14 protein-coding genes and 3 pseudogenes are annotated in these 22,515 nt (G+C 66.9%); all 17 read right to left on the bottom strand.

Annotated features, from left to right (window positions below):
• Nucleotides 1-30: 30 nt before the first annotated feature.
• The 17 genes and pseudogenes from WS70_RS08740 to cysT all read right to left on the bottom strand — a co-directional run bounded on the left by WS70_RS08740 (nt 31) and on the right by cysT (nt 22,478).
• Nucleotides 31-995: pseudogene (locus WS70_RS08740) on the bottom strand (ABC transporter permease).
• Nucleotides 992-1,818: pseudogene (locus WS70_RS08735) on the bottom strand (ABC transporter ATP-binding protein). Before WS70_RS08735 ends, WS70_RS08740 begins: the two co-directional pseudogenes overlap by 4 nt.
• A 324-nt stretch (nt 1,819-2,142) precedes the next feature.
• Nucleotides 2,143-2,376 (bottom strand): annotated as a pseudogene (locus WS70_RS33800) (ABC transporter substrate-binding protein); the annotation flags it as partial.
• Nucleotides 2,377-2,802: 426 nt separating this feature from the next.
• Entirely contained in the window at nt 2,803-4,107 is a 1,305-nt protein-coding gene (locus tag WS70_RS08725; protein ID WP_059597053.1) for an MFS family transporter, read from the bottom strand.
• Between the two features lie 333 nt (nt 4,108-4,440).
• Nucleotides 4,441-6,126: a SpoVR family protein gene (locus WS70_RS08720; protein WP_059470125.1), complete on the bottom strand. Its 1,686-nt coding sequence runs from the start codon at nt 6,124-6,126 to the stop codon at nt 4,441-4,443.
• Complete coding sequence (locus WS70_RS08715; protein ID WP_059470126.1) at nt 6,126-7,391, bottom strand: YeaH/YhbH family protein; 1,266 nt, start codon at nt 7,389-7,391, stop codon at nt 6,126-6,128. Before WS70_RS08715 ends, WS70_RS08720 begins: the two co-directional genes overlap by 1 nt.
• A gap of 125 nt (nt 7,392-7,516) precedes the next feature.
• The gene (locus WS70_RS08710) at nt 7,517-9,439 is read right to left on the bottom strand and encodes a PrkA family serine protein kinase (RefSeq protein WP_059470127.1); all 1,923 of its coding nucleotides are present in this window, start codon (nt 9,437-9,439) and stop codon (nt 7,517-7,519) included.
• Nucleotides 9,440-10,130: 691 nt separating this feature from the next.
• Nucleotides 10,131-11,936, bottom strand: a complete 1,806-nt coding sequence (locus WS70_RS08700) for a methyl-accepting chemotaxis protein (protein ID WP_059597055.1) — start codon at nt 11,934-11,936, stop codon at nt 10,131-10,133.
• Nucleotides 11,937-12,147: 211 nt separating this feature from the next.
• A complete protein-coding gene (gene rbsK / locus WS70_RS08695) occupies nt 12,148-13,122 on the bottom strand; it encodes a ribokinase (protein ID WP_059597056.1) in 975 nt (324 codons plus the stop codon).
• Nucleotides 13,119-14,150: a LacI family DNA-binding transcriptional regulator gene (locus tag WS70_RS08690; protein ID WP_059470131.1), complete on the bottom strand. Its 1,032-nt coding sequence runs from the start codon at nt 14,148-14,150 to the stop codon at nt 13,119-13,121. Before WS70_RS08690 ends, rbsK begins: the two co-directional genes overlap by 4 nt.
• A 28-nt stretch (nt 14,151-14,178) precedes the next feature.
• Nucleotides 14,179-15,192: an ABC transporter permease gene (locus tag WS70_RS08685; protein WP_059597057.1), complete on the bottom strand. Its 1,014-nt coding sequence runs from the start codon at nt 15,190-15,192 to the stop codon at nt 14,179-14,181.
• An 80-nt stretch (nt 15,193-15,272) separates the two neighbouring features.
• Nucleotides 15,273-16,844, bottom strand: a complete 1,572-nt coding sequence (locus WS70_RS08680; protein ID WP_059597058.1) for a sugar ABC transporter ATP-binding protein — start codon at nt 16,842-16,844, stop codon at nt 15,273-15,275.
• A gap of 140 nt (nt 16,845-16,984) precedes the next feature.
• On the bottom strand, nt 16,985-17,947 hold the full coding sequence (locus WS70_RS08675; protein ID WP_059470134.1) for a sugar ABC transporter substrate-binding protein: 963 nt from the start codon (nt 17,945-17,947) through the stop codon (nt 16,985-16,987).
• 604 nt (nt 17,948-18,551) lie between these two features.
• Complete coding sequence (locus WS70_RS08670) at nt 18,552-19,478, bottom strand: CysB family HTH-type transcriptional regulator (protein WP_059470135.1); 927 nt, start codon at nt 19,476-19,478, stop codon at nt 18,552-18,554.
• A 66-nt stretch (nt 19,479-19,544) separates the two neighbouring features.
• On the bottom strand, nt 19,545-20,600 hold the full coding sequence (locus tag WS70_RS08665; RefSeq protein ID WP_059470136.1) for a sulfate/molybdate ABC transporter ATP-binding protein: 1,056 nt from the start codon (nt 20,598-20,600) through the stop codon (nt 19,545-19,547).
• A gap of 13 nt (nt 20,601-20,613) precedes the next feature.
• Complete coding sequence (gene cysW, locus WS70_RS08660) at nt 20,614-21,588, bottom strand: sulfate ABC transporter permease subunit CysW (protein ID WP_059470169.1); 975 nt, start codon at nt 21,586-21,588, stop codon at nt 20,614-20,616.
• Entirely contained in the window at nt 21,585-22,478 is an 894-nt protein-coding gene (gene cysT / locus WS70_RS08655; RefSeq protein WP_059470137.1) for a sulfate ABC transporter permease subunit CysT, read from the bottom strand. The genes cysW and cysT overlap by 4 nt, the downstream gene beginning before the upstream one ends.
• Nucleotides 22,479-22,515: the final 37 nt, after the last annotated feature.

Genomic DNA, 22,515 nt, shown 5'->3' with positions numbered 1-22,515 from the left:
GAAATGCTGCTGACCTCAGCAGTTTTCTTGCTATTGCGCGCGGATGCGCGAAGCAAATGCGCGCGGCGCGCTATGTTGCGCGCCCCAGCGCTTGACGCTCACGCGTTCGAGCGCGTCGAACACGCCGTGCTCGACGATCCGTCCGATCACGATCACCGCGGCGAGCCCCGCGAACACGCGGTCCGTATCGAGCGCGTTGCGATTCTGGAAGATGTACCAGCCGAGCCCGCCGCCGCCCGCGCTCGCGCCGAACACGAGCTCGGCCGCGATCAGCGTGCGCCACGCGAACGCCCCCCGCGAGAATCGACGGCAGCGCGGCCGGAATCAGGATCGAGACGACGTGACGCGAGCCCGTCAGCCCGCAATTGCGGCCGACCATCCTGAGCGTCGCGGGCACCGCCTGAAAGCCCGCGAACGTGTTTAGCGGGAGCGGCCAGGGCACCGCGTGCACGAGCACGAACAGCAGGCTGCCCGTGTCGAGGCCGAACCACAGCAACGCGAGCGGCAGCAGCGCGATCGACGGCAGCGGATTGAACATCGCGGCCAGCATCGTCATGCAGATCGCGGCCGATGCGTGTCGTCACCGCCAGCGTGGTCAGCGCGAACGCACAAGCAACGCCGAGCGCATAGCCGCGCAGCAGCACCGACAGCGACACCGCGATCTTCGCCGGCAGCTCGCCGTTCGCGATGCCCTGCGCGAAGGCAAGCGCGGTCGCGCTGAAGGTCGGCAGCAGCAGATCGTTGTCGATCGCGCGCGCGGCGAATTCCCATCCGGCGATCAGCACGAACGCGATCAGCATCTTGCGCAGCCATCCCGCGTCGCGCAGACGAGCGAACGCCGACGGCCGCGCGAGCGGTGCGGAGCCGATGTCGCGCTCGCCGACGGCGGACGGATCGCCCGTCGGAACGGCGCCAGCCGGCGCAGTCGGCGCAAGCGCGATCTCATACTCGTCGCGCACGGGCGGCGCGATCCGCGCGCTCGTATTCGTGCTCATGCGTGCGCTCCATGCTCGTCGAACAACAGCCGATGGATTCGGTCCGCCGTCCGCTGAAAATCCGCGCGCCCGACGCTGCCTTCGGCGAAATGATGGCTGTTGAGCTCCGCGCGCACGCGTCCAGGATGAGGAGACAGCAGCAGAATCCGGTTGCCGATCACGAGCGCCTCTTCGATCGAATGCGTGACGAACAGCAGCGTGAAGCGCGCGTCGTCCCACAGCCGCAGCAGCTCGTGCTGCATCCGCCGGCGCGTGAGCGCGTCGAGCGCGGCGAACGGCTCGTCCATCAGCAGCACGCGCGGCTCCATCGCGAGCGCGCGTCCGATCGCGACGCGCTGCTTCATCCCGCCCGACAGCGTGTGCGGATACGCATCGGCGAACGCGCTCAGGCCCACCTTGTCGAGCGCCGAACCTGCGCGCGCCGCAGCCTCGGCGCGCGGCAGCTTCTTCGCCGCCCGCAGCGGAAACGCGACGTTCTCGAGCACCGTCTTCCACGGCGGCAATTGATCGAACTCCTGGAACACGACGATGCGGTCGGCGCCCGGGCCGCGCACCGGTTCGCCCGCGAGCGTGATCGCGCCCTCGACGGGCGCGACGAAGCCCGCGATCGCCTTCAGCAACGTCGACTTGCCGCAGCCGGACGGCCCCAGCAGCACGAAGCGATCCGCGCCGTAGACGTCGAAGCTCACCTGCTGCATCGCGCGCACAACGCGCTCGCGGCTGCGGTATTCGAGCGTCACGCGATCGACGGCGAGCAGCTTGCCGCACGCCCGCTCGCCGCATCGGCCGGATTCGCAAACAGGGTTGACGGTTCTGCCGCCATGCGCCGCACTCCATCGAGTCCCGCCGGGACGATCAAAAAAAATGCCCGCTGCGAAAGCGGGCGAGAATCCCAGTCAAGGAGGTGTCACACGAACTACGGGTTCAGATTAAGGCTCGTGGGCGCTGCGCACAACGAAGCATTTTCGATATCGATATCGCGAGCGCCGCATTGACGTCACGTCGATGTCACGCCGATGTCGCATTGACATTGCTTCGATGCCGGATGCCGGATGCCGGTCGCATAAATCGCATCGCCGCGCGGCGCACGTCTCGTGCCGAAACGCGCCGAGTGCGACCGGCCGCGCGAAACGCGACGATACACGCATCAACTGCCCTGCGCGGTCGCGGGATCGTCGAAGAAATAATCGCGCCAGGTCTTCGGCTCGTTGCGGATCGCGCCGACGCGATGCATGAACTGCGCGAGCGCGAACGTGTTCTGCGGCGCGATCTTGAACTGCACCTGCGGATCCTTGACGATATTCAGCAGCAGCGCGCGACCCGCCTTCGAGTGGTTCACGCGCAGATACGCGTCGACCGCACCGTCCGGATTCTGCTCGATCAGGTGCTGGTCACGCGCGACGTTCAACAGCAGATAGACGATGCCGAATTGCTCGGCGATCCGGATGCGCCCTTCGGCGCGGGCCGCGGGCGTGGCAAAAACCGAGGCGGCGGCGAGCGCGGCGGCCAGCAAGGCCGCGAGCGAACGTCGGCCGAAAAACGATGCGCGTGTCATGACGACCCCATGAATTCCGTCGAGACAGCGAATCTAGGGGCGCTCGCGCGCACGGGTCAACGAAGCAAATCCGCTACGCTTATCGGCTGCGGCAATAACGACGCGCACATGTAAAAACGGCGCTTCGCGATGATGCGAAACGCCGTTTGCACGCGCGCCGCACGGGCTCCCCGACGCGCCGCCGCTCTCGCTCGAATCGAATCGCGCGGCGAGCGCCGAACCGGACGGCCCCGCCGCGCGGCCGAGCCGCGATCAGGGCTCGTGGCGCAGATACCCTTCCTTGCTCGGATCGCGCATCCGCCACGACACGATGAGCGAGATCGCGCACAGCACGGTCACGTACCAGTAGAAACTCGACTCGCTGCCGACCGACTTGAACCACAGCGCGACGTACTCGGCCGAGCCGCCGAAGATCGCGTTCGCGACCGCGTATGACAGGCCGACGCCCATCGCGCGCACTTCGGGCGGGAACATCTCGGCCTTGATGAGACCGCTGATCGACGTATAGAAGCTGACGATCGCGAGCGCGACGACGATGAGGACGAACGCCGCATACGGGCTCGTCACGCCGCCCAGCGCGTGCATCAGCGGCACCGTGCCGATCATGGCGCCCGTGCCGAACAGGATCATCGACATCCGGCGGCCGATCTTGTCCGACAGCGCGCCGAACACCGGCTGCATCAGCATGTAGGCGAAGAGCGCCGCCGTCATCACGTTGCTCGCCGTCTTCGCGTGCATCCCCGCCGTGTTGACGAGGTACTTCTGCATGTACGTCGTGAACGTATAGAAGATCAGCGAGCCGCCGGCGGTAAAGCCGATCACCGTCAGGAACGCGCCCTTGTGCTGCCACACGCCGCGGATCGTACCGGCATCCTTCGCCTTGCGCGATTCGCTCGTCGACGTCTCGTCGAGCGACTTCCGCAGATACAGCGAGATCAGCGCGGCCGCCGCGCCGACGACGAACGGAATCCGCCAGCCCCACGCCTTCAGTTCGGCGGTCGACAGCGTCTGCTGCAAGATCACGAGCACGAGGAGCGCGCAGAGCTGGCCGCCGATCAGCGTCACGTACTGGAACGACGCGAAGAACCCGCGGCGGCCCTTGAGCGCGACCTCGCTCATGTAGGTCGCGCTCGTGCCGTATTCGCCGCCGACGGACAGCCCCTGAAACAGCCGCGCGACGAGCAGCAGGAACGGCGCGAGCGCGCCGATCTGCGCATAGGTCGGCAGCACCGCGATCACGAGCGAGCCGCCGCACATCATCAGCACCGAGATCATCATCGCGGCGCGGCGGCCGTGCTTGTCGGCGATCCGGCCGAACAGCCAGCCGCCGATCGGGCGCATCAGGAAGCCCGCCGCGAACACGCCAGCCGTGTTGAGCAGTTGCGTCGTCGTGTTGCCGCTCGGGAAGAACGCCGGCGCGAAGTACAGCGCGCAGAACGAGTAGATGTAGAAGTCGAACCACTCGACGAGGTTGCCCGACGATGCGCCCACGATCGCGAGTACGCGGCGCCGGACGTCTTGCCGCGTGACGGCGGCGACGGCGGTCTGATCATTCATGGATGGTCTTTTCCTTGAGGTTCTCTTGGATGGCCTGGCGGTGGTGAACTGCCGCCTTCTTGTTCGACGCACGCGGTGATACCGGTTCCACCTCGGCGTGGCCGCGATTCTAGCGAAATGTAATGTAACTGGCTGCCCGGGATCGCCCGGATGTCGAAAAAATAATTTCCGGTCGCCCGCGCATTCAGCGAAAACGCGAGCCGGATGGCTCGCGTTTCGTGCAAGACTGGGGGCCGCGCGCCGCGGCGACAGAAACGGCAACGGCGGGCGGATCGTGAACGGCGCCAATGGCGGTCGGTCAACGGCGGCGGCGGCGGCGTGCGCGCCGCGCCGTCAGAGCCGGATTTCCGGCGCCGCGTAGCGGCACTCGTAGCGCTTGCGGACCGTTCCCGTCTCGTCGACGCTTTCGATAAACACGTCGAACTGCCAGAGCCGCGCCATGTGCTTGAGCACCTCGTCGCTGTCGTTCGACAGATGGCGGTTGTCGGTCATGAAGTGGCGCAGCGTGAGACTGCGGTCGCCGCGCGTATTGACGGACCACACCTGGATGTTCGGCTCGCGGTGATGGATGTCGTACTGCCGCGACAACGCCTGCCGCACGTACTGGTAGCCGCTGTCGTCGTGGATCGCCGACACTTCGAGCGCGTCGCGCATGTCGTCGTCGAGCACCGAGAACAAGCGCATCTCGCGGATCAGGTGCGGCGACAGATACTGCGCGATGAAGCTCTCGTCCTTGAAGTTGCGCATCGCGTAGTGCATCGCCGGCAGCCACGGGCTGCCGGCGAGTTCCGGAAACCACTTGCTGTCTTCTTCGGTCGGCGACTCGCAGATCCGGCGGATGTCGCTCATCATCGAAAAACCGAGCGCGTATGGATTGATCCCGCTGTAGTACGGCTTCGTCACGGGCGGCTGGTAGATCACGTTGCTGTGCGAATGGAGGAACTCCATCATGAAGCCGTCCGCGAGCTTGCCCTGGTTGTACATCGTGTTGAGCAGCGTGTAATGCCAGAACGTCGCCCAGCCTTCGTTCATTACCTGCGTCTGCCGCTGCGGATAGAAGTACTGGCCGATCTTGCGGACGATCCGGATCACCTCGCGTTCCCACGGCTCGAGGAACGGCGCGTTCTTCTCCGCGAAGTACAGCAGGTTCTCCTGCGGCTCCGGCGGATAGCGCTCCTCCTGCTCCTCGGCGAGCTCGGGCTTCTTGCCGGGCAACGTGCGCCACAGTTCGTTGACCTGCGACTGCAGATATGCCTCACGCTCGCGCCGCAGCTCCGATTCCTTCGCGAGCGACGGCTTCTGCGGCCGCTTGTAGCGGTCGACGCCGTAGTTCATCAGCGCATGGCACGAGTCGAGCAGTTCCTCGACGCGGTCGAGCCCGTAGCGCTCTTCGCATTCGGCGACGTAGTTCTTCGCGTAGACGAGGTAGTCGATGATCGCATGCGCGTCGGTCCACAAGCGGAACAGGTAGTTGCCCTTGAAGAACGAGTTGTGCCCGTACGCCGCGTGCGCGATGACGAGCGCCTGCATCGTCATCGTGTTCTCTTCCATCAGATACGCGATGCAGGGGTTCGAATTGATGACGATCTCGTACGCGAGCCCCATCTGCCCGCGACGGTAGCTCTTCTCGGTCGACAGGAAGTGCTTGCCGAACGACCAGTGACGGTAGTTGACGGGCATGCCGACCGACGCGTACGCGTCCATCATCTGCTCGGCGCTGATCAGCTCGAGCTGGATCGGATAGATGTCGAGCTCGTACTGCTCCGCGACCTGCGAGATATGGGTGTCGTACTCCTCGATCAGCTCGAAGGTCCAATCGGACGGACACGGCAGCGGTTTGCGGTCGGCAACGTTCATACGCGCTTCCTTGAGCCCGCTCGCGGGCGCTCCTGCTCCTGGGTGCTGCTCCGCCGCGTCGGGCGACGCGCCGCACTCGTTTGCGGCAGGTTCCGATGCGTCGTCGCTCTTGCGGCGCGGCTCATAGCCGCGCGCTTCGTTATGCGGATGGCGTGTCGTCATCAGGTTTCCACGTGCTTTTCAAAGAGTTCGCGAAACACTGGATAAATGTCAGCCGCCGACTCCACTTTTTTCATCGCGAGATGCGGTTGCGACAACGCCAGTTGCGCGTACTCGAGCCACAGGTTCTGCTCTTCGGGCGTCACCTGGATGTATGCGAAGTAACGCACCTTCGAGAGGATGTCCTCGTCGAGGATCTTGCGGCACTTCGGCGAATCGTCCGTCCAGTTGTCGCCGTCCGACGCCTGCGCGCCGTAGATGTTCCACTCGGTCGGCGAATAGCGCTCGTCCATCACCTTGCGCATCAGCTCGAGCGCGCTCGACACGACCGTGCCGCCGCTTTCGGTCGAATGGAAGAACGTGTCCTCGTCGACCTCCTCCGCGCGCGTGTGATGGCGGATGAACACGACTTCGATCCGCTCGTAGTTGCGCTTCAGGAACAGGTACAGCAGGATGAAGAAGCGTTTCGCAAGATCCTTGCGCTGCTCGTCCATCGAGCCCGACACGTCCATCAGGCAGAACATCACCGCCTGGCTCGACGGCTGGGGCATCTTCACGCGGTTCACGTAGCGCAGGTCGAACGGATCGATGAACGGAATGCGCCAGATGCGCCCCTTCAGGTGATGGATCGCATCCTCGAGCTGCGCGATCTCGACGCGATGATCGCCCGGCTCCTCCTTCAGCGCGGCAAGCTTTTCCTCGAGCTCGTGCAGTTCGTTGACGAGCGGCGAGCCGAGCGCGATGCGCCGGCCGAGCGCGCTTCGCAGCGAACGCACGACGTCGATGTTGTTCGGCGTGCCCTCGGCCGCCCAGCCCGCGCGAACGTTCTTCCAGCTCGGCACGGTCAGCAGATGGGTCTTGACGAGGCGCGGCAGTTCGAGATCGTCGAAGAAGTACTGCATGAATTCCTCGCGCGACAGCTCGAACACGAAGTCGTCCTGACCTTCGCCTTCGTTGCTCGCCTGGCTGCCGCCGCCTCCGGCGCCGCCCGGCGGACGCGGGATCTTGTCGCCGCGCACGTAGTCGGCGTTGCCCGGATGCACGATCTCGCGCCGCCCGCCCGGCCCGTGCCGGAACGTCGGCTCCGCGATGTCCTTGCGGGGAATCGTGATGCTCTGCGTGCTCTGGATGTCCTTGATGCTGCGATCGCGCACCGCGTCGGACACCGCGCGACGAATGTAGTTCTTGACGCGGCGCAGGAAGCGCTCACGGTTTGCAATGCTCTTGTTCTTGCCGGCCAGTCTGCGGTCGATGATTTGATGAAGCACGCCCTGTCTCCCGCTCGAATGTCGATACGCCGGGACGCACGCCGCGCACACGCGGGGCTGCCGCGATGCGGGCGGCGTCTCTCAAGGTGCCCGCGCGCGGCCGCGCGGGCGTCGCGTTGCGCGCGTCATGACGACTTGCGCACGCGCAGATACCAGTCGCACAGGAGCCGCACCTGCTTCGGCGTATAGCCCTTCGCGACCATCCGGTTGACAAAATCTTCGTGTTTGCGCTGTTCCTCCGCCGAGCCCTTCGCGTTGAACGAAATGACCGGCAACAATTCCTCCGTGTTCGAGAACATCTTCTTTTCGATCACGACGCGCAGCTTTTCGTAGCTGACCCACGCCGGATTCTTGCCGCCGTTCGCGGCCCGCGCGCGCAACACGAAGTTCACGATCTCGTTGCGGAAATCCTTCGGATTGCTGATGCCCGCCGGCTTCTCGATCTTCTCGAGCTCGGCATTGAGCGCGGCGCGGTCGAAGCTCTCGCCCGTGTCGTGATCGCGGAATTCCTGATCCTGGATCCAGAAGTCCGCATACGTGACGTAGCGATCGAAGATGTTCTGACCGTATTCCGAATACGACTCGAGGTACGCGGTCTGGATCTCCTTGCCGATGAACTCCGCATAGCGCGACGCGAGCAGGTCCTTCACGTACGACAGATACTTCTGCTCGGTTTCCGGCGGGAACTGCTCGCGCTCGATCTGCTGTTCGAGCACGTACATCAGGTGCACCGGGTTCGCCGCGACTTCGGTCGAATCGAAGTTGAACACGCGCGACATGATCTTGAACGCGAAGCGCGTCGACACGCCCGTCATCCCTTCGTCGACGCCCGCGTAGTCGCGATACTCCTGATACGACTTCGCCTTCGGATCGGTGTCCTTCAGATTCTCGCCGTCGTACACCTGCATCTTCGAGAAAAGGCTTGAATTCTCCGGCTCGTGCAGGCGCGTGAGCACCGAGAACTGCGCCATCATCTTCAGCGTGCCGGGCGCGCACACAGCCTCGGCGAGCGACGAGTTGCGGATCAGCTTCTCGTAGATCTTGATCTCTTCCGAAACGCGCAGGCAGTACGGCACCTTGACGACGAAGATCCGGTCGAGCAGCGCCTCGTTGTTCCGGTTGTTGCGAAACGCCTTCCATTCGGACTCGTTCGAGTGCGCGAGGATGATGCCGTCGAACGGGATCGCGCCGAATCCTTCGGTGCCCTTGAAGTTGCCTTCTTGCGTCGCGGTCAAGAGCGGGTGCAGCACCTTGATCGGCGCCTTGAACATTTCGACGAATTCCAGGAGGCCCTGGTTCGCGAGGCACAGGCCGCCGGAATAGCTGTACGCATCGGCGTCGTCCTGCGCGTATTGCTCGAGCTTGCGGATATCGACCTTGCCGACGAGCGACGAGATGTCCTGATTGTTCTCGTCGCCGGGTTCGGTCTTCGCGATGCCGATCTGCCGCAGGATCGACGGATAGCGGCGCACGATGCGAAAGCGCCGGATGTCGCCGTTGTACTCGTGCAGGCGCTTGACCGCCCACGGACTCAGGATGCTCTTCAGGTAGCGGCGCGGAATGCCGTACTGCTCTTCGAGAATCGGACCGTCTTCGTCGTAGTCGAACAAGCCGAGCGGCGATTCGTTGACGGGCGAGCCCTTGAGCGAATAGAACGGCACACGCTCCATCAGTTGCTTCAGGCGCTCGGCGATCGACGACTTGCCGCCGCCCACCGGACCGAGCAGGTAGAGAATCTGCTTCTTTTCCTCGAGCCCTTGCGCCGCATGGCGGAAGTAGGCGACGACCTGCTCGATCACCTCCTCCATGCCGTAGAACTCGCGAAACGCGGGGTATACCTTGATCACCTTATTCGCGAAAATCCGCGACAAGCGCGGATCGTTGCGCGTGTCGACCTGTTCCGGCTCCCCGATGGCCGCCAGCATGCGTTCGCCGGCAGTCGCGTACGCCGATGGATCGTTTTTGCAGAGCGCGAGATACTCCTCCAGCGAGAACTCTTCCTCTCGCGTTTTTTCGAAGCGGTTCGCGAAGCTGCTGTAAATATCCATGCTACCTCCTCGCCTGAGTCTGAAGACGATCTTGCCTTCGTATAGATCATGTCGAAGCAGGACCGTTCGATTTCATCCTAAACCCATTTACTTTTTTTTTCACGAACTACTTCAACGGCCTCGCCGCGGTTTTCGACATTGCGGAAAACGCTGCTTGGAAAGCACTTTTTGCTGCTCTAGAATGGTTCTCCCGCTTCGCGCCAACGCTGCATCGGCGCTCTCCATTCAGGCAGCGGATCGTCTCGTCCGTTGACGCTCGCGCGCTCGCCGAACCGCCATCCCGCTTCTTTTCATATACGCGCGACGCGTCGTTTGCGTCGACAGCGCAAATGCGCCGTTACAAATTTTTTGCGGCGCGCGCAACGGTGCGATGCCCCTGACATCGACGCGGACGATCGCGCGAGTCGGAACGCAGTCGAACGCGCGTCGGTCATGCACGTGTCATCGAGGACGCGTGCTCGCCCCATGCCCATCTTCGACATGCGCGTTTCGACCGCGCATGCCGATACGCCGATGCCGCCCTCGATGCACATCGCGAGCCCGCGCATCGGAAAACGCGTGCCGCCCGCGCGCGACGAATGCACGAACACGCGAACGATCGCTTTCGATGCGAAAACGCCCGCTGGCGGCGGGCGTCGTCTTTTCGTCAAATTGGGGATAGATCGTTGTCCGATGCGATTCCTATCTCAAATTAGAAGGTTTCCCAATCGCTATCGCTCGCGGCAGGTGTAGCGGCGGCCGTTGCGCGCGGCGCGGGCTTTGGCTTCGCAGCCGTAGCCGCGTGCACAGGCGTCGCGGGCGATGCGGACGGCGCGGGCTTGAGCGCCGCTGCCGCCACGCTCGGCGCACCGGATGACGCGACGGACCGGATCGGCGCGACGACGCTCGCCGCCTTGTGCGCGACGCCTGCCGCCGGCCGCGTCGGCGCGTGCGAGGCGACGTCGCGCGCGTCGCCGTCGTCGACCCGGAACACCGAGACGGTCGTGCGCAGCCGCGCCGCCTGCTCGTCGAGCGATTGCGCGGCCGCCGCGGCCTCTTCGACGAGCGCCGCGTTCTGCTGCGTGACCTCGTCCATCTGCGACACCGCGCGCGACACCTGATCGATCCCGCTGCTCTGCTCCTCCGACGCGGCCGCGATTTCGCCCATGATGTCGGTCACGCGCCGCACCGCGCCGATCACTTCGCTCATCGTGCGGCCCGCCTCGTCGACGAGCGTCGAGCCCGTGCGCACGCGCTCGACCGACGTGTCGATCAGTTCCTTGATCTCCTTCGCGGCCGCCGACGAGCGCTGCGCGAGGCTGCGCACCTCGCCTGCGACGACCGCGAAGCCGCGCCCTTCCTCGCCCGCGCGCGCCGCCTCGACGGCCGCATTCAGCGCGAGGATGTTGGTCTGGAACGCGATTCCCTCGATGATCGAGATGATGTCGGCAATCTTTGCGGAGCTCTGGTTGATGTCGCCCATCGTGCCGACCACCTGGCCGACGACGGCGTTGCCCTTGTTCGCGATCTCCGACGCGCTCGCCGCGAGCGCGCTCGCCTGCCGCGCGCTGTCTGCGTTGCGCCGCACCGTGCCCGTCAGTTCCTCCATGCTCGACGCCGTCTCTTCGAGCGCCGCCGCCTGCTCCTCCGTCCGCGAGGACAGATCGATGTTGCCCGCGGCAATCTGCTTGGCCGCCGTCGCAATCGACTCGCCGCCGACGCGCACCGAACGCACCATGTCCGCGAGACTCGTCTGCATCTTCGCGAGCCCTTCGAGCAGCAGCCCCATCTCGTCGCGCCGCTCGACGACGATCGAATGACGCAGCTCGCCCGCGGCGATCGCGTCGAAATGGCCGAGCGCATCGGCGAGCGGCCGCGCGATCGCCGCGCGCAGGTTCAGAAAGCAATAGAACGCGATCGCGAGGCCGGCCAGGAGCGACACGATGCTCGCGATCCGGCTCGCCGCGTATACGCTTTGCGCATCGTTGAAATTGATGCTCGCCTGCTTGAGCTGGAACGTACGCAGCGTCTCGCCCGCGACTGCGAAGTCGTTGAAGACCGTCTGCATCCGTTTCGCGGCGGCGAGGATCCTGTCGTGGTCGTTCGCGTTGATGAGGTCGACGAATGCGTCGAGCTCGCGCTGCAGCACCTGCCGTTTCGCCGCAACGTCCTGCGCAAGGCGATCCTCTTCCGCGCTGCGCGGCAGGTCGAGGTATTTCTTCCACCACGAATCGGAAATCCCGCGCATCTGGCGCGCGCGCTCGATCGTCGGCGTCGCGTCGGGCGTGCCCGCGAGCATCACCGCGCGATCGAGCACGAGCCGCTCGCGCGCGGCGAACAGCTCGGCGCTCGCGACGTCGATCGCACTCGGCATCTGGTTCGAGAAGGTTTCGTAATTCGCGTCGTTGGCCTGGCTCATTCCGAACAGGCCGAGCGCGCCGACGACGCACAGCAGGACGGAAAGGAGCGCCATCGTGACGGCGAGGCGCGTCCTGATCGTGAGGTTCTTCAGCAGCATGGTTCTTCCTGTGACGCATCGTGAAGACGACGGGGCTGCCCGACGCAGCCCGCGGCAGCGAAACGTTTGCTCCGCCTGGCTTGTTTACGGCGCTAGACAGGAAGTCTTGATCCGTGCAGCGATCGATCTGAAGAAAATCGTGTTCGCCACATGCACCGGATCGATATTTTCTTTCTTTTTGCTTACGAGAACCGGCGCGGCGTGGCCTGCGTCACGCCGGGTCCGGCGCGAACGCGTCCAGCTCGGCGAGCGTCGGAATCGACGGCTGCGCGCCCGCCCGCGTAACCGACAGCGCCGCCGCGCGCTGCGCGAACAAGATCGCGTCGGGCGGCGCGGCGCCCGCGGCGAGCCGCGCGGCGAAGCCGCCGATGAACGTGTCGCCCGCCGCCGTCGTGTCGACGGGGGTGACACGCGGCGCCGGATAGTGGCGCGCCGCGCCGTCGGCCGTCAGCGCGACCGCGCCCTGCCCGCCAAGCGTGACGATCACGTTGCGCGCGCCCGCTGCCGCGAGCGCTCGCGCGGCCGCCTCGGCGCTCGCCGGATCGCGCACCGGCAGCCCGGTCAGCGCCGCAGCTTCGACTTCGTTCGGGATCAGGTAATCGATGAGCGGCAGCCAGTCGGCGGGCAGCGGACGGACGGCGGGCGCCGGATTCAGCACGACCGTCTTGCCGAGCCGCCGGCCTGCGGCCAGCGCCGCGCGGACCGCGTCCTCGGGCGTCTCCAACTGGCAGATCAGCACGTCCGCGGCCGCGAGCGCCGCCTCGTGCTCGGCGATCGAGTCGGGCGTCACTTCGCCGTTGCTGCCCGCGACGATCACGATCGCGTTCTGGCTCGTGTCGTCGACGACGATGAGCGCGACGCCCGTCGTCGCCGTCGCGCTGACCGACAGCGCGCCGCAATCGATCCCTTCGGCGGCGAGCCCCGCGCGCAGCGCGGCGCCGTGCTCGTCGGCGCCGACGCGGCCGAGCATCGCGACCTGCGCGCCGAGTCGCGCGGCCGCGACCGCCTGGTTGCCGCCCTTGCCGCCCGCCGCCTGCGCGAACGAGCGGCCGGCGAGCGTCTCGCCCGGCTGCGGCAGCCGCGGCGAGCGCACGACGAGATCCATGTTGAGACTGCCGACGACCATCACCCTGCCGCCGCGCGCGGGCGCGGCGCGTTCCGCCGCACGTTCGAGCGCCGCCGTCATCCGCGATACCCGGCGTCGGCCGGCTCCACGTAGACGGTCGTCGATTCGCGCAGCACGAGGCGCGGCGACACGACGCGCCGGCGCTGCGGCGCGCCCGACGCGCCGCCGCCGATCCGCTCGATCAGCGTCTGCGCGGCCATTTCGCCCAATGCGCGCACCGACTGGCCGACCGTCGACAGCGCCGGGTACGTGTAGCGCGACAGCTCGATGTCGTCGAAGCCGATGATCGAGCAGTCGGCCGGCACGCGGATCCCGCGCTCGGCGGCCGCGCGCAGCGCACCAAGCCCCATCAGGTCATTGCCCGCGAAGACCGCGCTCGGGCGCACGGTGTCGAAGAGACGCACGGCCGCGTGATAGCCGCCGATGCACGAGAAATCGCTTTCGGCGATCGCGCCCGGCACGATGTCGACGCCGCGCTCGGCCATCGCGCGGATGAAGCCGTGCACGCGCATCGCGCTCACCGCGGTCGACACGGCGCCCGTGATGCAGCCGATCTTCGCGTGACCGAGCTCGAGCAGATGCCGCGTTGCGAGATACGCGCCGCGCTCGTGGTCGATCTGCACGAGATCGGCGGCGAGCCCTTCGATGTTCCGGTCGACCACGACGAGCGGCTCACGCGTGTCGGCGAGCGTCTGCGCGAGCACCGCGTCGTCGCCCGCCGACGCGATGATGAGCCCGTCGATGCGTTTTTCCTGCAGCACGCGCAGGTAGTTGCGCTGCTTTTCCGGATCGTCGTCCGAATTGCACAGGAACACGCAGTAGCCGGACAGCGCGCATTGATCCTCGATACCACGCGCGAGCTCGGCGAAATACGGGTTCGTGCTGTTCGGCACCACGAGGCCGATGGTGGCCGTCGAGCGTGCCTTCAGCGAGCGCGCGACGGCCGAGGGCACGTAGTTGAGCTCGCGGATCGCCCGCTCGACCTTGGCCCGCACGTCGGCCGACACGGGCCGCGAATTGTTGACCACGTGCGACACCGTCGTAAACGACACGCCGGCGATGGCCGCCACATCCTTGATCGTCGCCATTCCGTTTCTCTCTGGTTCGTTGTTCTTGCTACCCTCGCGCGCGCCGGCTGCGATACGTGTCGAGCACGACGGCTACGACGATCACGGCGCCGGTGATGATGCGCTTGGTCGGTTCGTTCGCGCCGATCTGCGCGAGACCCGCCGCGAGCACCGAGATGATCAACACGCCGAAGAACGTGCTGACAACCGAGCCGCGACCGCCCATCAGGCTCGTGCCGCCGATCACGACGGCCGCGATGACCTGCAGCTCGAGGCCCGCGCCCGCGTTCGGATCGGCGGCTTCGAGCCGGGAGATCTGGAACAGCGCGGCGAGTCCCGCGAGCGCGCCCATCAGCGCGAAAACGATGATTTTATACGGGCGCGGGTTAACCCCGGCCAGTCGCACCGCTTCCTCGTTCGTGCCGACGCCGACGAGATAACGGCCGAACACCGTGCGCGCGAGCACGAATTGCGCGGCGATCATGACCGCGACCGCGATCAGGAACGCGGGCGAGATGCCGAGCGCGATCGGATTCGACAGGAAGTCGAACGCATCGCCGATGTACGCGGTGCGCGAATTCGTCAGTTGGTACGCGACGCCGCGCGCCGCCTCCAGCACGCCGAGCGACACGATGAACGACGGGATCCGCCAGCCGACCGTGACGGCGCCCGTCAACGTGCCCGTCGCGGCGGCCGCCGCGACGCCGGCGAGCGCGGCGGCAAGCGGCGGCCACTGCCAGCGCAGCGCGGCGACGCTCACGACCGACGCCGCGAGCGCGAGCACGGAGCCGACCGACAGGTCGATCCCCGCGATGATGAGGACGAAGGTCATGCCGACCGACAGCACGACGAGATCGGGAATCTGGTTCGCGATCGTGCTGAACGTGTCGTACGTGAGGAAGTGCGCGCTGAGCATCGAGAAAAGCGCGATCAGCGCAAGGAGCGCGAGCGCGAGTCCGACGTAGTTCGACAGGCCGAGCCGCATGCCGGCCGGCTTCGCCGCGACGGCGGCCGCCTGCCCGGACGGGGCGTCGGCGTTTCGGTCGATGGATCGGTCGTTCATCGTGGAAGTCCTGTGTGTTGCTGTCTCGGTGAATTGAGTGGTGAGCCGGCCGCGAACCAGGTTTGCCGCGCCCGCCCCGGTCACGCAGCAGGCCGCCTGTCGTCGAACGGATGCAATACCGCGTCGCGGCGCGCGTAGCCGGCGAATGCCGCGGCGAGGAGCACATCCTGCGTCCACTCGCCGCGCGCGAATACGGCGTCCATGCGCCCCGCCGACATCACGCCGATCCGGTCGCAGATCAGCATCAGCTCGCGCAGGTCGCTCGACACGACGACGATCGCGCGGCCTTCTCGCGCGAGCGCGTCGAGAAGCGCGTAGATGTCGAACTTCGCGCCGACGTCGATCCCGCGGGTCGGCTCGTCGAACAGCAGCACGCTCATGTCGCGCCCGAGCCAGCGGCCGATCGCGACCTTCTGCTGGTTGCCGCCCGACAGCTCCGACACCGCCTGCGCCGGGCCGCGCGCGCGAATCCGCAGTGCGTCGATCCGCCGCACCGCGAGCGCGTTTTCGCGCTGCGCGTCGACGACCCCGCCGCGCGCGACGCGCGTGAGCTGCCCGAGCGACAGGTTCGCCGCGATCGACTGCGGCAGCAGCAGCCCTTCGCCCTTGCGGTCCTCGCTGACGAGCGCGATCCCGTGACGCACCGCGTCGGCGGGCGAGCGGATCGCTGCGGGCCGCGGCGGATCGCCGATCGACACGGTCCCGCCGTCGGCCGCATCCGCGCCGTAAATGAGCCGCAAGAGCTCGGTGCGTCCGGCGCCGATCAGCCCGGAAATGCCGAAGATCTCGCCCGCGCGCACGTCGAACGACACGTCGCGCACCGCGTCGCCGCGCGACAGGCGCTCGACCTTCAGGCGCGGCGCGCCCGGCGTGCGCGCGCCGTGCACCGCCTGCTCGGCGAGCTCGCGCCCGGCCATCAGCGCGACGAGCCGCTCGGTCGGCTGTGCGTCGATCCGGTCGACGTGCACGAGCCGGCCATCGCGAAGCACGGCGACCCGCTCCGCGACCCGCGCGAGTTCCTCGAGCCGGTGCGAGATGTAGACGAGCGCGACGCCTTCGCCCTTCAGCCGCGCGATCTGATCGAACAGCAGTTCGACTTCGCGCGCAGTCAGCATCGCGGTCGGCTCGTCGAGGATCAGCGCGCGGCAGTCGCCCGCGAGGCTGCGCGCGATCTCGACCATCTGCTGATGGCCGATCCCGAGCGCGCCGACAGGCGTGCCCGGATCGAGCGCGTCGAGCCCGACGCGCGCCATCGCCGCGCGCGCGTCGTCGGCGAGCCGCCGGCGGTCGATCACGCCGAACCGGTGCGGCAGGCGGTCGAGAAACAGGTTTTCGGCAACGGTGAGCGTCGGGACGAGGTTGAGCTCCTGCATCACCATCCGCACGCCGAGCGCCTCCGCGTGCGCGCGGCTCCGAGGCGCATACGGCGCGCCCGCGAGCCGCATCGCGCCGGCCGTCGGCGCGACGAGCCCGGCGACGATCTTCGACAGCGTGCTCTTGCCCGCGCCGTTCTCGCCCGTCAGCGCAAGCGCCTCGCCCGGATGCAGCGACAGCGACACGTCGGCGAGCACGGGCTCGGCGTAAGTCTTGCCGATGCCGGTCACGACGAGCGTCGGCGCATCGGGCGTCGAATCTGGGTCGATCGAATCCATCGCGGCCCTGAAGAAATGCGGTTCACGCGATCCGCGCAGCCGCGCGGACGAGGACGCGAGGCGGCCTGAATCACGCTCCGACGTGATAACGGCCGCCTCGCGGCGATCTTGAGCGGCGCGCCGGACGCCGCCGCACCGGGTTACGGCTTCGTCACGAGGTCGACCGGGGTCGCGACGACGCCCGTCATGTCGGCCTGCTTGCGGTGCTCGGCGAGCGCCTTCAACGCCGTATCGATGCCGAACACGGCCTGCTTCGCCGCGTACTGGTCGGCGGTCGCGAGCACGCGGCCGTCCTTCAGCATCGGCTTGATCGCGTTGATGTTGTCGTAGCCGACGACGTACACCTTGCCCTGGCGGCCCGCCGCGCGCACCGCGGACACGGCGCCGATCGCCATGTTGTCGTTGCCGCACAGGAGCGCCTTCAGGTTCGGATATTCGTTGAGCATCGCGGACGCGGCCGCATTGCCCTTGTCGATCTCCCATTCGCCTGACTGGACCGACACGACCTTCGCGCCGCCCGCCTTCATCGCATCCTGGAAGCCCGCGGTGCGCTGCTGCGCGTTGGTCGTCGTCGGCACGCCCTCGACGATGCCGACCGCGTCGCCCGCCTTCAGCCGCTTCGCCAGATAGTCGCCGACCATCCGCGCGCCCTTGCGGTTGTCCGGGCCGACGAACGGCACGTTCAGGCTCTTCGACTTGAGCACGTCCGGATCGAGCCGATTGTCGATGTTGACGACGATGATCCCCGCGTCGACGGCCTTCTTCACGACGGGCACGAGCGCCTTCGAATCGGCGGGCGCGAGCACGATCGCGTCGACCTTCGACACGATCATCTGCTCGACGATGCGGATCTGGCTCGCGGTGTCGGTTTCGTCCTTGATGCCGTTCGTGATGAGATCGAACTGGCTCGCGTTGTGTTTCTGATACTCCTTCGCGCCGTTTTCCATCGTGAGGAAGAACTCGTTCGCAAGCGACTTCATCACGAGGGCGACCTTCGGCTTGTGCGCGGTCTCGGCCCGTGCGACCGAGAACGGCCCGGCAGCGGCGACGGCGACGCAAACGGCCGCGGCGGCTAGCACGCGGCGGCGGAGGCTGACATCCATGCGACTCTCCTGGCAGTGGTTGTTGTCCCGGACGGACCGAGTGTCGTTTTGGCGACGAGCAAACGTTTGCGCAAACCAAACCGACTGGGGCGTTTCGAACCTCTGCGCCACGAAGGGAATACGTCGGAAGAGACTGCCTGCGTACGGTTGGCCGCGCAAACTGCGCATCCCGGTCCTTTTTCTTCATATCGGGAGCGCCTATCGTCAGCTTTTTCTTCGTATTACGCAACGCCGATTCGGACGTTTAAGGGTTTGTTCGGAGAACGTGCGGACAGAAAACGACAGGCGGCGCGGCGGTGGCAGCCATGTGACGGGCGGCCCGCAGCGCGGTTGAGGTAGGAATCGGAGCATCGAATGAGCGCGTTTGCGCTGGCGGCTCGATGACGGCATCCGTCAAATGGCCGGTAGCGGCGACGCGTTTCACTTGTGCTCGACTTGCGCTGGCCGGGCGCGCGGCCAGCGCGAAGGCCAAGGGCCTCGATCCGGCGGTGCGCGATCGGGACATGGCGGTCGGGAAATCGAGAAGTCGGGCGGCGGAGCGGCGCAGCGCGACGACATCGCACGGCGCGAATCGCCGCCGCAACCGCCCGCGCCCGCCCCAGGCTCAGGCCGCTTCCCGCAATTGCCCGGCGATCTCGCCTTCGGACAGATGCGGCGCGAACATCTCGATCAGCCGGTACGCGTACGCGCGCAGGAACGCGCCGCGGCGCAACCCGACGCGCGTCGTGCTCGCCTCGAACAGGTGCTGCGTGTCGAGCGCGACGAGCTCTGTGTCGCGCTGCGCATCGTACGCCATCGCGGCGACGACGCCGATCCCCATCCCGAGCTCGACGTAGGTCTTGATCACGTCCGCGTCGATCGCCGTCAACACGACGTCCGGCACCGCGCCCGCGTTCGCGAACGCCTGGTCGATGTGCGAGCGGCCGGTGAAATCCTGGTCGTACGTGATGATCGGATACTCGGCGATGTCGTCGAGCGTCACGCTCTCGCGGCCGACGAGCGGATGATCCTTCGGCACGACGACGACGTGATGCCACGAATAGCACGGGAACGTGACGATGTCCGGATAGCGGTCGAGCGCCTCGGTCGAGATGCCGATGTCCGCCTCGCCGCTCAGGATCATCTGCGCGATCTGCTGCGGGCTGCCCTGGCGCAGCGCGAGATGCACCTTCGGATAGACGTCGGTGAACTGGCGGATCACCTTCGGCAGCGCGTAGCGCGCCTGCGTGTGGGTCGTCGCGACGACGAGGTGGCCGCTATCCTGGTCCGCGTACTGGCGCGCGACGCGGCGCAGGTTCTCCGCGTCGAGCAGCATCCGCTCGATCAGCTGATGGACGGCCTTGCCGGGCTCCGTGAGGCCCGTGAGACGCTTGCCGCGGCGGATGAAGATGTCGACGCCGAGCTCATCCTCCAGATCCTTGATCTGCTTCGAAACCCCCGACTGCGACGTATACAGCACGTTCGCGACTTCCGTCAGGTTCATGTTCTGCCGCACGGCCTCGCGCACGAAGCGCAATTGTTGAAAGTTCATGGGTAGCCTCTCAGGCGGTGTCTTTGTTGGTTTGAAATCGTCCGTGATCGATCCGCGCGCGGGCGCTCAGCGCGCCGGGAACACGCGCACCGCGCGCGGAACGGCCGTCAGCGCGTCGCCGACGTCGAGCGCGAGCGCGCGCCATGCGTTGCGATCGAGCTCCGCTTCGAGCACGCCGCCCGCGCGCGCGGCGAGTTCGACGCGCACCGAGCCGCCGAGCGGCACGACGCGCCGCACGTCGGCCGTGATGCCGTCCGCGCGCGCGTTAGGCGCGACGAGCTCAAGATCGTGCGGCCGCACATATGCGCGCGCCGGGCCCGCAAAATCCGCGTCGACGGCGATCGCCCCGGCCGCACCGTGCGCGACGAAGCCCTTGCCGCTCACAGTGCCGTCGAGCCGGTTCGCCGCGCCGAGGAACTCGTAGACGAACGCGCTTTGCGGATGGTCGTAGACGTCCTGCGGGCTGCCGACCTGCTCGACGCGGCCGTGATCGAGCACGACGATCCGGTCGGCCACTTCGAGCGCCTCTTCCTGATCGTGCGTGACGAAGATCGTCGAGATATGCAAGTCGTCGTGCAGCCGGCGCAGCCAGCTACGCAGTTCCTTGCGCACCTTCGCGTCGAGCGCGCCGAACGGCTCGTCGAGCAGCAGCACCTTCGGCTCGACGGCGAGCGCGCGCGCAAGCGCGATCCGTTGCCGCTGGCCGCCCGACAGCTCGGATGGATAGCGCTGCGCAAGCCAGTCGAGCTGCACGAGCGACAGCAATTCGTGCACCTTCTCGCGGATCGCGGCCTCGCTCGGCCGCTCGCGGCGCGGCTTCACGCGCAGCCCGAACGCGACGTTCTCGAACACCGTCATGTGCCGGAACAGCGCGTAGTGCTGGAACACGAAGCCGACCTGCCGCTCGCGCGCGCCGACCGACGCGACGTCGAGCCCTTGCAGCACGACCTGCCCCGAATCCGCGTGCTCGAGGCCCGCGATCACGCGCAAGAGCGTCGTCTTGCCGCAGCCGGACGGCCCGAGGAGCGCGACGAGCTCGCCCGCGGGAAAGTCGAGCGTGACGTCGTCGAGCGCGGTGAAGTCGCCGAAACGCTTGTGCAGGTTACGAACGGTGATGCCCATCTGGTTTGCCTCTTTACGAAATCGACGAAGTGACGGCGGCGCTCGGATGCGCGGCGGGCGCGGCGTCGCGGCCGTCCGCGAGTGCGGCGGACAGCCGCCGCTCGGCGAAGAGCTTGAGCGCGAGCGTGACGAGCGCGAGGAGCGCGAGCACCGACGCCACCGCGAACGCGGCCGCGAAGTTGTACTCGTTGTAGAGAATCTCGACGTGCAGCGGCATCGTGTCGGTCTGGCCGCGGATGTGGCCGGACACCACCGACACCGCGCCGAACTCGCCCATCGCGCGCGCGTTGCAGAGGATCACGCCGTACAGCAGGCCCCACTTCACGTTCGGCAGCGTCACGCGGCGGAAGATCTGCCAGCCGGACGCGCCGAGCACGCGCGCGGCCTCCTCCTCGTCGGAGCCCTGCGCCTGCATCAGCGGGATCAGCTCGCGCGCGACGAACGGGAACGTGACGAAGATCGTCGCGAGCACGATGCCCGGCACCGCGAAGATGATCTGCACGTCGTGCGCCTGCAGCCAGGGCCCGAGCCAGCCCTGCGCACCGAACAGCAGCACGTAGACGAGGCCCGAGATCACGGGCGACACCGAGAACGGCAAGTCGATGAGCGTCGTCAGGAGCGCACGGCCCTTGAATTCGAACTTCGCGATCGCCCACGACGCGCACACGCCGAACACGAGATTGAGCGGCACCGCGATCGCGGCGACGATCAGCGTCAGCTTGATCGCCGACCACGCATCCGGATCGGCGAGCGATTCGAGATAGAAATCGAAGCCCTTGCGTAGCGCCTCGAAGAACACGGCGGCGAGCGGCACAACGAGAAAGAGCGCGAGAAACACGAGCGCCGTGCCCGTGAGCAGCCAGCGCACCGCGCGCGGCTCGCTGACGGGGTCGAGGCGGCGGGCGCGCGCATTCGCGTCGGCGGCGGCGGCGCGGCGCGGATCGACGGGCGCGGCGGCGGCGCGGGTCTGAACGACGTCGTGGCTCATCGCGCGCCTCCGAGGGCCGTCGCCGCGTGCGCCGCCGGCGCCGGGCCGCTTGCGCCGCGGCTCGTGCGGCGCTGCAGATACCACTGCAGCGTGTTGATGAGGAGCAGCATCACGAACGACACGACGAGCATCACGACGGCGAGCGCCGTCGCGCCCGCATAGTCGTACTGCTCGAGCTTCGTGATGATGAGGAGCGACGTGATCTCCGACTTCATCGGCACGTTGCCTGCGATGAAGATCACCGAGCCGTATTCGCCGAGCGCGCGCGCGAATGCGAGCGCGAAGCCCGTCAGGAGCGCGGGCGTCACGGCGGGCAGCACGACGCGCCGGAACGTGAGCCAGCGCGACGCGCCGAGGCACGCGGCCGCTTCCTCCTGCTCGCGCTCGAAGTCCTCGAGCACCGGCTGCACGGTGCGCACGACGAACGGCAGGCCGATGAACGTCAGCGCGACGAGCACGCCGAACGGCGTGAACGCGATCTTGATGCCGAGCGGCGCGAGATAGCTGCCGATCCAGCCGTTCTGTGCGTAGACGGCCGCGAGCGAGATGCCCGCGACCGACGTCGGCAGCGCGAACGGCAAATCGACGATCGCGTCGACGAGCCGCTTGAGCGGAAACGCGTAGCGCACGAGCACCCATGCGACGAGAAAGCCGAACACCGCGTTGACGAGCGCGCCGCCCAACGCGGCCGAGAACGTCAGCCGGTACGACGCGAGCACGCGCGGCGACGTCGTCGCCGCGACGAACTGATCCCAGGTGAGCGTCGCCGTCTTCAGAAAAGTGGCGGCGAGCGGAATCAGCACCACGAGGCTCAGATAGGCCAGCGTGATGCCGAGCGTCACGCCGAATCCGGGCAGCGCGCTCGGCTTGCGGAAGGTGAACGTCGTCATGCGGAATGCTCTTCCAGGGTGATGCACATGGGTTCAA

This window comes from Burkholderia mayonis, from assembly GCF_001523745.2.
Taxonomy (GTDB): Bacteria; Pseudomonadota; Gammaproteobacteria; order Burkholderiales; family Burkholderiaceae; genus Burkholderia; species Burkholderia mayonis.
This window is presented reverse-complemented; position numbering and strand designations above follow the sequence as displayed.

Excerpts from the sequence above, each read along its gene's own strand:
- WS70_RS08725 (WP_059597053.1), bottom strand. The coding sequence starts at position 4,107 with ATGAATGATCAGACCGCCGTCGCCGCCGTCACGCGGCAAGACGTCCGG.
- WS70_RS08720 (WP_059470125.1), bottom strand. The coding sequence starts at position 6,126 with ATGACGACACGCCATCCGCATAACGAAGCGCGCGGCTATGAGCCGCGC.
- WS70_RS08710 (WP_059470127.1), bottom strand. The coding sequence starts at position 9,439 with ATGGATATTTACAGCAGCTTCGCGAACCGCTTCGAAAAAACGCGAGAG.
- WS70_RS08700 (WP_059597055.1), bottom strand. The coding sequence starts at position 11,936 with ATGCTGCTGAAGAACCTCACGATCAGGACGCGCCTCGCCGTCACGATG.
- rbsK (WP_059597056.1), bottom strand. The coding sequence starts at position 13,122 with ATGACGGCGGCGCTCGAACGTGCGGCGGAACGCGCCGCGCCCGCGCGC.
- WS70_RS08690 (WP_059470131.1), bottom strand. The coding sequence starts at position 14,150 with ATGGCGACGATCAAGGATGTGGCGGCCATCGCCGGCGTGTCGTTTACG.
- WS70_RS08685 (WP_059597057.1), bottom strand. The coding sequence starts at position 15,192 with ATGAACGACCGATCCATCGACCGAAACGCCGACGCCCCGTCCGGGCAG.
- WS70_RS08680 (WP_059597058.1), bottom strand. The coding sequence starts at position 16,844 with ATGGATTCGATCGACCCAGATTCGACGCCCGATGCGCCGACGCTCGTC.
- WS70_RS08675 (WP_059470134.1), bottom strand. The coding sequence starts at position 17,947 with ATGGATGTCAGCCTCCGCCGCCGCGTGCTAGCCGCCGCGGCCGTTTGC.
- WS70_RS08670 (WP_059470135.1), bottom strand. The coding sequence starts at position 19,478 with ATGAACTTTCAACAATTGCGCTTCGTGCGCGAGGCCGTGCGGCAGAAC.
- WS70_RS08665 (WP_059470136.1), bottom strand. The coding sequence starts at position 20,600 with ATGGGCATCACCGTTCGTAACCTGCACAAGCGTTTCGGCGACTTCACC.
- cysW (WP_059470169.1), bottom strand. The coding sequence starts at position 21,588 with ATGAGCCACGACGTCGTTCAGACCCGCGCCGCCGCCGCGCCCGTCGAT.
- cysT (WP_059470137.1), bottom strand. The coding sequence starts at position 22,478 with ATGACGACGTTCACCTTCCGCAAGCCGAGCGCGCTGCCCGGATTCGGC.